Source organism: Billgrantia bachuensis, assembly GCF_011742165.1.
GTDB lineage: Bacteria > Pseudomonadota > Gammaproteobacteria > Pseudomonadales > Halomonadaceae > Halomonas > Halomonas bachuensis.
In genome coordinates this window covers 1-11,490 of the sequence record NZ_JAAQTO010000023.1, presented here as the reverse complement: position 1 = coordinate 11,490, position 11,490 = coordinate 1, and the positions used below count along the sequence as shown (strand labels likewise).

General features: G+C 64.4%; 10 protein-coding genes. 3 read left to right on the top strand and 7 right to left on the bottom strand.

Translation table 11 applies throughout. From position 1 onward, the window contains the following. Positions 1-2: 2 nt before the first annotated feature. Positions 3-1,664 (bottom strand): SulP family inorganic anion transporter, encoded by a 1,662-nt coding sequence (locus HBJ55_RS08975; RefSeq protein WP_167113223.1) that lies wholly within the window; start codon positions 1,662-1,664, stop codon positions 3-5. A 2-nt stretch (positions 1,665-1,666) separates the two neighbouring features. Further along, a complete protein-coding gene (gene betC, locus HBJ55_RS08970) occupies positions 1,667-3,193 on the bottom strand; it encodes a choline-sulfatase (protein WP_167113221.1) in 1,527 nt (508 codons plus the stop codon). A 158-nt stretch (positions 3,194-3,351) separates the two neighbouring features. Here betC and HBJ55_RS08965 point away from each other — a divergent pair, with 158 nt between their 5' ends. After that, on the top strand, positions 3,352-4,248 hold the full coding sequence (locus HBJ55_RS08965) for a choline sulfate utilization transcriptional regulator (protein WP_338071985.1): 897 nt from the start codon (positions 3,352-3,354) through the stop codon (positions 4,246-4,248). 85 nt (positions 4,249-4,333) lie between these two features. Here the strand turns inward: HBJ55_RS08965 and HBJ55_RS08960 are convergent, their stop codons facing one another. Then, positions 4,334-4,585, bottom strand: a complete 252-nt coding sequence (locus HBJ55_RS08960) for a PA2433 domain-containing protein (RefSeq protein ID WP_167113217.1) — start codon at positions 4,583-4,585, stop codon at positions 4,334-4,336. A 280-nt stretch (positions 4,586-4,865) separates the two neighbouring features. Between HBJ55_RS08960 and HBJ55_RS08955 the strand changes: the two genes are divergently transcribed. Then, positions 4,866-6,506 (top strand): BCCT family transporter, encoded by a 1,641-nt coding sequence (locus HBJ55_RS08955; RefSeq protein WP_167113215.1) that lies wholly within the window; start codon positions 4,866-4,868, stop codon positions 6,504-6,506. Between the two features lie 79 nt (positions 6,507-6,585). Here the strand turns inward: HBJ55_RS08955 and HBJ55_RS08950 are convergent, their stop codons facing one another. The 4 genes from HBJ55_RS08950 to glcD all read right to left on the bottom strand — a co-directional run bounded on the left by HBJ55_RS08950 (position 6,586) and on the right by glcD (position 11,021). Then, positions 6,586-6,987, bottom strand: coding sequence for a GlcG/HbpS family heme-binding protein (locus tag HBJ55_RS08950; RefSeq protein ID WP_167113213.1), 402 nt, complete (start codon positions 6,985-6,987; stop codon positions 6,586-6,588). Between the two features lie 166 nt (positions 6,988-7,153). Continuing rightward, positions 7,154-8,404 carry a glycolate oxidase subunit GlcF gene (glcF, locus tag HBJ55_RS08945; protein WP_167113211.1) on the bottom strand — a complete coding sequence of 417 codons (1,251 nt, stop codon included), beginning with the start codon at positions 8,402-8,404 and terminating at the stop codon, positions 7,154-7,156. Between the two features lie 18 nt (positions 8,405-8,422). Next, positions 8,423-9,514: a glycolate oxidase subunit GlcE gene (glcE, locus tag HBJ55_RS08940; protein WP_167113209.1), complete on the bottom strand. Its 1,092-nt coding sequence runs from the start codon at positions 9,512-9,514 to the stop codon at positions 8,423-8,425. A 10-nt stretch (positions 9,515-9,524) separates the two neighbouring features. Next, positions 9,525-11,021, bottom strand: a complete 1,497-nt coding sequence (glcD, locus tag HBJ55_RS08935; protein ID WP_167113207.1) for a glycolate oxidase subunit GlcD — start codon at positions 11,019-11,021, stop codon at positions 9,525-9,527. Positions 11,022-11,220: 199 nt separating this feature from the next. Between glcD and HBJ55_RS08930 the strand changes: the two genes are divergently transcribed. After that, positions 11,221-11,490: GntR family transcriptional regulator (locus HBJ55_RS08930; RefSeq protein ID WP_167113205.1), on the top strand; the 270-nt coding region annotated here is incomplete at its 3' end.

Sequence of the window (11,490 nt, the reverse complement as noted above, 5' to 3'; positions counted from 1 at the left end):
TCTCAAGTTATTATTGCCCTTGGCTTGTTGTGGTTCGGGTCGTTGTCGTTGTCGTTATCGACGAGACCGGCTCGTTGCAGGCGAGCCATTACGTCGGGTTTGGTCCAGGCCAGGTACAGCTTCCCGCCTCGTGCATGGCAAAGGCGTGCCTGGCGCTGGAGGAGGTGGATGCCGCTCAGGTCGATGAAATTGATGCCTGCCGCCAGGATCACCAGGTTCGGGCGATCACAGCGCTCGAGTCGTCGGGCGACCGACTCGCAGGCACCGAAGAACAACGATCCGTCGATCCTGACGACGTCGCAGCTCGGCTCCTCCACGGCCTGCTGGATCGTTGTGGGGGCTTGGCACAGCATGCTTTCCACCACCGGTGGGCGGGTGGTGCGACGCAGGTAGAGCGCCAACGAGGCCAGCACGCCGAAGTAGATAGCGAATTCCAGCGCCAACAGCAGGGTGCTGAAGAAGGTGACCAGCAGCACGGCCATTTCCGAGCGGCTGGTGGTCAGTGCCTCGCGAATACTGCGCCAGTCGATCAGCCTGGCGGCGACCAGCAACAGCAGGCCCGCCATGGCCGGCATCGGCACGTGATGTAGCAGTGGTGCCGCCAATAGCATGATCGGCACCAGAAACAGTGCCGATAGAACCGCTGCCAACGGTGAGCAGGCCCCGGCGCTGGCGTTGAGTCCCGAACGGGTGAATGATCCCGACGAGACATAGCTGGAGAAGAAGGCACCGCCGATATTGGATAACCCCTGGCCGATGAACTCCTGATTGCTGTTCAAACGCTCGCCGGTACGTGCGGCAAAAGCCCTCGCGATTGCCGCGGCTTCAACCAACCCCAGCAGCCCCAGGGCAATGGCCCCTGGCGTCAGCAGGCGCAGCGACTCGAACGAGAGAACCGGCGTCGAGAGCGGTGGCAGGCCGGCCGGGACCTCGACGATGCGCAGGATGTCGACCCGCTGCGGATCGAGCCAGGCGGCCAACAACGAGGCAGCCAGTAGCGCCAGCAACATACCTGGCCAGCGCGGCAGCCAGCGTCGAAATGCCAGGCAGGCGGTGAGCGTGAAGCCGGCGATGAGTACCGCATCGGGACGAATGTCGCCGAGCCGTTCGAGCAGTCTTGGCCAGAGAGCGAGAAAGCCGCTGCTTTCCAGCGCGCTCAGCCCCAGCGCGTAGGGCAGCTGACTGGCGGCAATGATCAGCGCGGCACCGGCGGTAAAGCCCGTGACCACCGAATGCGAGACGAGATCGACCAATACGCCCAGGCGTGCCAACCCGAGCAAGAGCTGGAAGACACCCGCGAGGAAAGTCAGCGTCAGCGCCAGAGCGATGAACTCACTGCTGCCCGCTTCGGCAAAAGGCCGAAGAGTGGCGAACAGTGCGATCGACAGCGCCGCGGTCGGTCCACTGATCATGTACCGAGAAGAACCGAACAGTGCCGCCAGTATGGCCGGGACGATAGCAGTGTAGAGCCCATACTCCGGGGGCAACCCGGCCAGCAAGGCATAGGCCACCCCCTGAGGTACGACCAACACGGCGCCGGTCAAGCCGGCGATGGCGTCGGCACGCAGCGAACGCAAGGTCTGCTGCGGCAGCCAGCCGAGAAGCGGCAACCAGCGTTGCAGCCTGGCCGGCTGCCGGTGGATGTCGGTCGGCGAGATCGTCATGGTTATTCGACGGGGGCCATGGGGAAGCGTGAGCGCCGCTCGAGATCGTCCAGGTCGATGTTGTTGCGCATGTACTGGGTACTGGCATCGAACATTGGCTGGTGATCCCAGGGCGTGATCTTGCCCTGCTTGAGTGCCCGCGAAACGAGTTTGCGGCGTCGCTGGCTGGCGATTACCTCGTCGTGCATCCTCTGGTAGTCCCAGCGGCTGGCGACTTCGTCGCGGAACTGCTTGCACAGATCCAGGTGCGCGGGATCCTCGGCCAGGTTGTTGAGTTCGAGGGGGTCGGCCTCGAGGTCGAACAGCTGGTCGGGGTCCGGCGCGGTGTGGACGAACTTGTAGCGCCCGCGGCGGATCATCAGCAGCGGTGCGATGGCACCTTCACCGAGGTATTCGCCGATCACCTCGTCATGCCCGCCATTGCCGGTCAGATGCGGCAGCAAGCTGCGACCGTCGATGGGTACGGCGTATTCCGGTGCGGCGCCGTCATTGGCGAGTTCGGCAAAGGTCGGCAGCAGGTCCATGGTCGACACCGACTCACGCACCCGGCCCGGGGTAAAACGCTCGGGAGCATGGACGATCATCGGTACGCGGGCCGAGTCCTCGAACCAGCTCATCTTGTACCAGAGGCCGCGCTCGCCGAGCATGTCGCCGTGATCGCCGGAGAACACGATAATGGTGTCTTCGTCGAGGCCGGTCTCTTTCAATGTCTTCAGCACCGCGCCGATCTGGTCGTCGACATAGCTGAGCGCGCCGTAGTAGGCATGGCGCGCGTTGCGGATCTGCTCGTCATCGATGGTGTTCTCGTCGAGTTGATAGACATGGCGCAGGCGTTTGGAGTGCGGATCCATCAGTTCGCGCGAGTAGGGTACGCGCGGCATGTCGATGGCGTCGTGGTCGTAGCGGTCCCAGTATTCCTGCGGAATGGTATAGGGGTCGTGCGGATGGGTCAGCGATACGGTCAGGCAGAACGGACGCTGCTCTCCGTTGCGCACGTAGTCGTACAGGAAACGCTTGGCGCGGAAGGTGACTTCGTCGTCGAAATCGAGCTGGTTGGAGCGCACGCAGGGGCCGGCCTGAATCACCGAAGACATGTTGTGGTAGTAGCTCGGCCGGGTCTCGAAGTTCTCCCAGTCGACGAACCAGCCATAGTCGGCCGGGTAGATGTCGGTGGTCAGACGCTCCTCGAAGCCGTGCAACTGGTCCGGGCCGCAGAAGTGCATCTTGCCCGACAGCGCGGTGGCGTAGCCGGCATCGCGCAAGTAGTGGGCGAAGGTCGGAATGTCGGCGGCGAACTCGGCGGCATTGTCATAACCGCCGATGCGTGAAGGCAACTGGCCGGCCATCAACGTAAAGCGCGACGGTGCGCATAGCGGGCTGTTGCAGTAGGCCGAGTCGAAGACCACGCCCTCGGCGGCCAGGCGCGACAGGTTGGGTGTCTTGACCAGCGGGTGGCCATAGATGGGCAGCGCCGACGCCGTCATCTGATCGGCCATCAGGAACAGGATATTGGGTTGCTTGCGGGTCATGGGGCCTCTCTTGCTTGTCGCTGCGCACTGGAATGTCTTGCTCGAGCCACACCGGGGCTGGCTCTTGCGACAGTCTCCCTGCTAATCTCAGGGCCTGTAAACTCGCTAAATTTTTATGGGAGGCATTAGCTGAACTAATGTCGTGGATAGCAAAATCAGTGTCGCCCAACGGCCTGCGAGTCTTCGAGGCAGCGGCCCGGCACCTGAGCTTCACCGCCGCGGCGCGTGAGCTGCGCTCGACCCAGTCCGCCGTCAGCCAGCAGGTGCGTGCCCTGGAAGAGCAGCTCGGCCTGACGCTGTTCGAACGCATCTATCGGGGTGTGAAGTTGACCGAGGCGGGACATGCGCTGTTCGTCAGCGTGCAGGAGGGCTTCGGCACCATCGATCGCACCATCGAACGACTACAGCACAAGCATCGTCATCCGCACGTGAACATCCTGACCGACTTCTCGTTCGCGGCTTATTGGCTGATGCCGCGGCTGCCGCACTTCCGGGAACGCCATCCGCATATCGACGTGCGCATCGTCACCAACCAGGGCGTACTCGACTGGCGGGCCCAGGAGGTCGACGTGGCGATCGTTTTCTGCGATGAGCGTATTCTTGCCAGCGGCGTCCCGTTGCTGTTCTGTGAAGATGTCTTCCCTGTGTGCAGCCCGGGTTTTCTGCAACAGCACGGGCCGATCTCGGATCTAGAGGCACTCAGCAAGGCGCCGCTGTTGACGCTGACCGCAGAGCAGGGGCTGCGCTGGCTGGACTGGCCGAGCTACTTCGAGCAGTTGGGTGGTATGACCCACCTCGAATCGTCGGAGCTGACGTTCAACAATTACACCCTGCTGATCCAGGCGGCGATTGCCGGTCAGGGCATCGGCATGGGTTGGCAAGGCCTGGTTGATGACATGCTGGAGAAGGGGATGTTGGTCGGCCTGCAAGACCTGCGACTGCGTTCGCCACGGGGCTATGGCCTGGTCGATGCACGGCCGGACTTTCCCGGCGAGGCAAAACGGGCGCTGCAGGAGTGGGTGTTGGAATGCGCGGCTCAGGCGCAGGAGGCTTGAGAAGCAAACCTCATGAAGAGATGCCGGGCGTGAAGCCACGCCCGGCAGGGACACTATGAGTCTGTCGGATTGACCGATCGTACTCCTAGACGCCGAGAATTTCCTTGGCCTGGTTCAAGGCCTCTACCGATTGGTCGTGGTCGCCATCGTTGTGGTATTGCTCACCTTGCTCGCGCAGGTCGCGTACCTGGGCGAGTTCGTCCTCGCTGAGTTGGGAAACCTTTTCTTGGTCCTCCAGCGCTTGGTCGATATCCGACATCAGCGATGGGCACATATGCGCCCAGGCGGATACGGAAAAGGCCATCAGCACTAGTGCGGCAAATAGCTTTTTGATCATCGTGGATTCCTCCCATGGGGCGCAGCCCTGAACTCCTCCCCGGACTGGCCGTGGATGCCTCTGTCAGGTGCCTTGCCATTGCCTGAATGGCCGTGAACGGATAGTGGCGCGCAGGGCAATGGTCCGGCGCTGTCAGTATAGATGGCCGTAGCGTTTCATACAGAGACGCCGTGTTTCTCGTCGAAGTGGGCCAACGGGATGCCAGTGGAACGGATGGTCTAGCTCATATAGGCTGGAGAAAATAGCTAAGCCATTATTTATATTAGAAAAGGGGAGGCGAATGAATAACCCGAGTGACCCGGAGCCGCATCATGCGGCTAGCGATATGCATACGGACTACACCGTGGGCCAGGACAATATCGAAGGGCGGCTGGGACCCATCGGTTTCGATATTCACAATCGGGTCTTCGCCGTATCGGCACTCGCATCGGTCGTTTTCATCCTGCTTACCCTGCTGTTTCCGGAAAGGGCGGGAAGCCTCTTCCAGGCCATCGTCGACTTCGCCACCGGGACGCTCGACTGGTACTTCATGCTCCTGGTGGACTTCTTCATCCTGTTCTGTCTGGCTCTGGTCGTTCTGCCGCATGGTTCGGTCAGGCTGGGTGGTCCCGATGCCCGGCCGGAGCATGGCTACCTGTCCTGGTTTGCGCTGCTGTTCACCGCCGGCATCGGCATCGGGCTGCTGTTCTTCAGCGTGCTGGAGCCGGTCTACCACGCCAATGTTTCCCTGCCGTTGGGCATCCCTTCCCCTTTCGGGAGCGATGGTGAACTGAACCCGGAGGCCATCGCCGATGCCAGTGCGCTAGGGCTTGCCGGTACCTTTCTCCACTGGGGCCTGCATGGCTGGGCCGTCTATGTGGTCATGGCGTTGGCGCTGGCCCTGTTCACCTACAATAAGGGCCTGCCCTTTTCCATTCGTTCGGCATTCTTCCCGATCCTTGGCGAGCGGGTCTGGGGCTGGTGGGGACATGTGATCGACATCCTGGCGGTGTTTTCCACCCTGTTCGGTTTGGCGACCGCGCTCGGGCTCGGGGCACAGCAGGCCAATGCAGGGATGAATTTCGTCTTCGGCATCGACATCAGCACTACCTTCCAGGTCATCGTCATTCTGCTGGTTACGGCGGTGGCGCTGGTATCGGTCTGGCGCGGGCTCGAGGGCGGCGTGAAGAAGCTTTCAGAGTTCAACATGATCATGGCCGTGCTGTTCTTCTTCTTCGTGCTGTTCGCCGGCCCGACCCTGGTGGGCCTGAATGGGTTCTGGACGGGCCTTGCGACCTATGTGACGGAGTTCGCGCCGCTGTCGGCCCCCCTCGGCCGCGACGACGATGCCTATCGTCAGGCATGGACGATATTCTATTGGGCCTGGTGGGTCAGTTGGGCGCCGTTCGTCGGTATGTTCATTGCCCGGGTATCGCGGGGGCGCACGGTTCGGGAGTTCGTCCTCTGTGTGCTGTTGATTCCCAGTCTGTTCATCTTCATCTGGATGGGCGTCTTCGGCAGCATTGCTCTCGAACAACTCTATGCCGATCCCGGCAGCAGCCTGGTTAAGGAGTACGTGATCGACAATTACAGCCCCGAGCTGGCGCTGTTCGGCATGTTGAACGAACTACCGCTGACTGGCCTGATGTCGACTATTGGTATCGTGTTGGCGTTGATCTTCTTCGTCACCTCGTCGGATTCCGGCTCCCTGGTGATCGATACCATCACTGCCGGCGGCAAGATCGATGCGCCACGGCCACAGCGGATGTTCTGGGCCACGGTGGAGGGGTTGGTCGCCATCGTGCTGCTGATAGGCGGCGGACTGACGGCGCTGCAGGCGGGGGTGACGGCGACGGCTATTCCGTTCTCCATCGTGATGCTGTTGATGTGCTACTCCATCATCGTGGCGTTGAATGGCGAGCTGCGCCGCAAGCTTCCCTGAATCACGTGCCGGCAGGGCGAGAAGCAGCACGCCCCGCTGTCAGGTCAGCGGGGCGTTTGTTTGGCAGGGGGCGGGAAGTTCAGCCGATGGCGACGATGCCGGCCCTGGCGACCTGTACGTCCTGGTCGGGCTTGACGCCCGAGACACCGACGGTACCCGCGACCTCACCATCGACCAGTACCGGCACGCCGCCGGTGAGCAGGCCCGAGAGCGGGGCGGAAAGGAATGCATTGCGGCCGCCGTTGATCATCTCCTCGAAGACCTGGGTCTCCTTGCGGCCCAAGGCAGCACTACGCGCTTTCTGCGTGGCGACGTCAGGCGTCATCGGCGCCGCCCCGTCGAGGCGGCGCAGGCCGAGAAGGTGGCCGCCGTCGTCGGCCACGGCGATGGTCACCGCCCAGCCGTTGGCCTCCGCTTCTTTCTGGGCGGCGTCGAGAATGGCGTTGACGTCGGTCAGGGTGAGTACGGGCTTGGTTTTCATGGGAATCTCCTTGGTTCGGCTAATGTTGCTGGTGATGAGCTTCCCGTCGACAAGCCTTCGCGAGGGCGCTGTGAACCCTTCCCTGGGCGCTACTTTTGCCATCCATGGCAAAAGACCCTCGCTCCGCCTTGTCCCCGGCGCTCATCTGATGCGCTGCTGATACTCTCTAAGCGCTGCCCGCCGAGCCGGGCAGGGCAGCATCGACGATTTCGATCCAGTGCCTGACCGGGGTGCGCCCCGCGCCGTTGAGGTGGGTCTGGCAGCCGATGTTGGCGGTCACGATGGTCTCCGGGTTGCCGGCCTCAAGGGCGTTGAGCTTGTTGTCGCGCAACTGGGTGGCCAGCTCCGGCTGGGTGATCGAGTAGGTGCCCGCCGAGCCGCAGCAGAGGTGGGCATCCTGGACCGGGGTCAGGGTGAAGCCGAGCTTGACCAGCACGCCTTCTACCGCGCCGCCGAGCTTCTGCGCGTGCTGCAGCGTGCAAGGGCAGTGGAAGGCCAGCCGGCGGCCGGCGTCGACCTCGAGCCCTTTCAGGTCTTCGTCGCGCAGCACTTCGACGAGATCCTTTGTCAGTTCGCTGACCCGCCTGGCCTTATCGGCGTAGGCCGGGTCGTCGGCGAGGATCTCGGCGTACTCCTTGACGAAGGCGCCGCAGCCGCTGGCCGTTTGCACGATGGCTTCGGCACCCGCCTCGATGTACGGCCACCAGGCATCGATGTTGGCTCGAGCCCGGGCGCGGCCGTCGTCCTGGGCGTTGAGATGGAAGTCGACGGCGCCGCAGCAGCCGGCTTCGCTGACCGGCGTGAGGCCGATGCCCAGGCGGTCGAATACCCGCGCCGTGGCGGCATTGGTATTGGGCGAGAGCCCCGGCTGCACGCAGCCTTCGAGAATCAGCATCTGCCGCGCATGGCGCTTGTGGTCGGGGCGCGTGCCGGCATCCACCGGCTTGGGCGGCAGCTTGTCCTTGAACTTGCCCGGAACCAGCGGGCGAAAGGTCTGGCCCAGCTTGAGCAGCGCCTGGAAGCGTTTGGGATCGGTCAGGGCCTTGCGCAGCGCATAGCGCTGGGCGCGGTCGGCGGTGCTGCGCGGCACGCGGCGCTCGATCTCGGCGCGGCCGATGTCGAGCAGCTTGTGGTACTCCACGCCCGACGGGCAGGTGGTCTCGCAGTTGCGGCAGGTCAGGCAGCGGTCCAGGTGTAGCCGGGTCTGCTCGGTGACGTTCTCGCTGTCGTCGGGGTTCTCGAGCATCTGCTTCATCAGGTAGATGCGTCCGCGCGGCCCGTCGCGTTCGTCGCCCAGCAACTGGTAGGTGGGGCAGGTGGCGTTGCAGAAGCCGCAGTGCACGCAGCTACGCAGGACGCGATCGGCCTCCTGAATGTGCGGCTGCTTGAGGGCTTCCTCGGTGAAGTGCGTCTGCATGTCTCGATCCTGTACGTCTCAGAACGCCGCGTAGAGCCGGCCGGGGTTGAAGATTCCCTTGGGGTCGAGCTGTGCCTTGAGGTTGCGGTGATATTTCATCAGCACCTCGGGCAGCGGCGTGAAGGGCTCGATGGCGGCCGGGCGGGGGCCGTAGCAGGTGGCGTGGCCACCGGCGGCCTGGCACGCCTGACGCACGGCCTCGGCGTCCAGTTCGGTGCGCAGCCAGCGCTGGGCACCGGCCCAGTCGTGAATCATCAGACTCTCGTCGATGCCGGGCAGGTCCAGTGCCGGCGCGCGGTGTGGCAGCGAGAGTCGCCACAATGGCGCCTGGCCGGCACGGAAGAACGGCAGATGCTGGTCGCGCAGGGCGGACCAGAAGGCATTGTCGAGCTCGTCGCCGCCGATGCGCGCGCGGGTGGCGGCCACCGAGCTTGGGCCACCTTCCAGGCGCAGATGCAGGGCACCGTCGAGCCAGGCGGCGGCGCTGATCGGCAGCGGCTCGCGCCCCCAATCGGCCAGGCGCAGTCGGGCCTCGTCGAGCGGAAGCTCCAGGTGCAGGCTCTGCACGGCGCCTGGGGCCGGCAGCACCTTGAACGAGACCTCGGTGATCAGCCCCAGGGTGCCTTGGGCGCCTACCATCAGCCGCGACAGGTCGTAGCCGGCGACGTTCTTCATCACCTCGCCGCCGAAGCGTTGCTCGATGCCTTCATGGTTGATCACTCGCGTGCCGAGCACGAAGTCGCGTACCGCGCCGGCCCAGGGCCGCCGCGGGCCGGAGAGGCCGCTGGCGACCATGCCGCCTACGGTGCTTGCCTCGCCGTAGCGCGGCGGCTCGAAGGGCAGTATCTGGCCGTGCTCGGCCAGGGCCGCCTCGAGCGCGGCCAGCGGCGTGCCGGTGCGCACCGAAACCACCAGTTCCACCGGATCGTAGAAGCTGATGCCGCAGTGCTCGCGGGTCGAAAGCTCGTCACCCTTGACTTCGCGGCCATAGAAGAAGCGAGTGTCGCCGCCGACGATGCGCAGCGGTGTGCCGTCGATGCTGGCCTGGCGGATGCGCTCGGCAAGGGCTTCGCCGGCATCGTGGTCCTGGGGAGTCGTTGCTGTTGCCATGATCACTCCGTCAGCCCTGCAGTGCGCCAGGGGCGGTGTCGGCAGCGGCGCTCTTGATGGTACGGAACTCCGAGCAGCGCGCCGGGGTCGGGATGTTCTTGCCCGGGTTGAGCAGGTCGTGTGGGTCGAAGGCGGCCTTGGCGGCGCGGAAGGTGGCCAGCTCGTCGGGGCGGAACTGGGCGCACATCTGATTGATCTTCTCCCGGCCGACGCCGTGCTCGCCGGTGATGGTGCCGCCCACCCGGACGCACAGTTCCAGGATCTCGCCGCCCAGCGCCTCGGCCACGGCCAGCTCGCCTTCGCGGTTGGCATCGAACAGGATCAGCGGGTGCATGTTGCCGTCGCCGGCGTGGAAGACGTTGGCTACCTTCAGCCCGTAGCGCTCGGAGAGTTCGCTGATCCCCTTGAGCACACGCGCCAGCTCGCGGCGGGGAATGGTGCCATCCATGCAGTAGTAGTCGGGCGACATGCGCCCCACTGCGGGGAAGGCATTCTTGCGCCCGGCCCAGAATTTGGCGCGCTCGTCGTCGTCGCGGGCCTGCTGGATGCCCGTGGCGCCGGCCTTCTCGAGCACGTGGCGTACGGTCTCGCAATCGTCGTCGACGTCGGCCTCGACGCCGTCGAGCTCGCACAGCAGGATCGCCTCGGCTTCCACCGGGTAGCCGGCGCCGATGAAGTCCTCGGCGGCGATGATGGCGAGCTTGTCCATCATCTCAAGGCCGCCGGGGATGATACCGGCCTCGATGATGGCGCCGACCGCGTTGCCGGCCTTTTCCACGTCGTCGAAGCTGGCCATCAGCACCTTGGCGACTTCGGGCTTGGGCAGCAGCTTGACGGTGATTTCGGTGACTACGCCGAGCATGCCCTCGGAGCCGTTGAACAGTGCCAGCAGGTCGAAGCCGGGGGCGTCGAGCGCGTCGCTGCCCAGCGTCATGCGTTCGCCCTCGATGGTGAGGACTTCCACCTTGATCACGTTGTGTACGGTCAGGCCGTACTTGAGACAATGCACGCCGCCGGCATTCTCGGCCACGTTGCCGCCGATCGAGCAGGCGATCTGCGAGGAGGGATCCGGTGCGTAGTAGAGCCCGCAGGGCGAGGCCGCCTCGGAGATGGCCAGGTTGCGCACACCGGGCTCGACCCTGGCGATGCGCGCCTCGGCGTCGATCTCGAGGATGCGCGAGAAGCGCGACATCACCAGCAGCACGCCGTGCGTGAGCGGCAGTGCGCCGGCGGAGAGCCCGGTGCCGGCACCGCGGGTCACCACCGGCACACCGAGGCGATGGCACTCCTTGAGCAGCCGTTCTACCTGCGCCATCGAGTCAGGCAGCGCTACCAGTAGCGGCAAGGTACGGTAGACGGAGAGCCCGTCGCACTCGAAGGGGCGCATGTCCTCCTCGCGATGCAGCAGGGTCATGCCTGGAATGGCCTGGAGAAGGGCGTCGCGGATGGCTGCCTGGTCCAACTCGGGGGTCGGGCCGTCGAGCCGTTCATCGTAGAGGATGTTCATCAAGCGCCTCACTGCAAGTCTTGGCGGCAGGGTTGTCCTTGTGCAGGAGCCCAATTTGCGCCCAGCCGGCCGTCCTGTCCAGTCTGCGGTCCACTGGTATTACCAGTTGTTTATGGCTACCTTGGAAATAATTTTCATGTTACACCATGGCGCAATCACCCGGCGGATACAAGCCGCTGCATCGCGCCCGGAGAAGCCTATGCCTGAGCCTGAACAACTGCTGCCCACACGTACGCCCGATGCGGTGGCAGCCCGCCTGGAGCGGCTGATTCTCGATGGTGTGTTTCGCCCCGGGCAGCTGTTGCCTTCGGAGCGACGCCTGTGCGAACGCCTCGGGGTCTCGCGTACCTCGCTTCGCGAAGGGCTGCGAGTGCTGCGCAGCAAGGGCATCATCGTCACCCGGCAGGGGCGTGGGTCGGTGGTGGCGGCGCTGGTGCCGGGGCGCGACGACAGCCCGCTGATGCACCTG

Coding starts and splice junctions, on each gene's coding strand:
- glcD (WP_167113207.1), bottom strand. CDS start 11,021: ATGAACATCCTCTACGATGAACGGCTCGACGGCCCGACCCCCGAGTTG.
- HBJ55_RS08950 (WP_167113213.1), bottom strand. CDS start 6,987: ATGAAAACCAAGCCCGTACTCACCCTGACCGACGTCAACGCCATTCTC.
- HBJ55_RS08975 (WP_167113223.1), bottom strand. CDS start 1,664: ATGACGATCTCGCCGACCGACATCCACCGGCAGCCGGCCAGGCTGCAA.
- betC (WP_167113221.1), bottom strand. CDS start 3,193: ATGACCCGCAAGCAACCCAATATCCTGTTCCTGATGGCCGATCAGATG.
- HBJ55_RS08960 (WP_167113217.1), bottom strand. CDS start 4,585: ATGATCAAAAAGCTATTTGCCGCACTAGTGCTGATGGCCTTTTCCGTA.
- HBJ55_RS08955 (WP_167113215.1), top strand. CDS start 4,866: ATGAATAACCCGAGTGACCCGGAGCCGCATCATGCGGCTAGCGATATG.
- glcE (WP_167113209.1), bottom strand. CDS start 9,514: ATGGCAACAGCAACGACTCCCCAGGACCACGATGCCGGCGAAGCCCTT.
- glcF (WP_167113211.1), bottom strand. CDS start 8,404: ATGCAGACGCACTTCACCGAGGAAGCCCTCAAGCAGCCGCACATTCAG.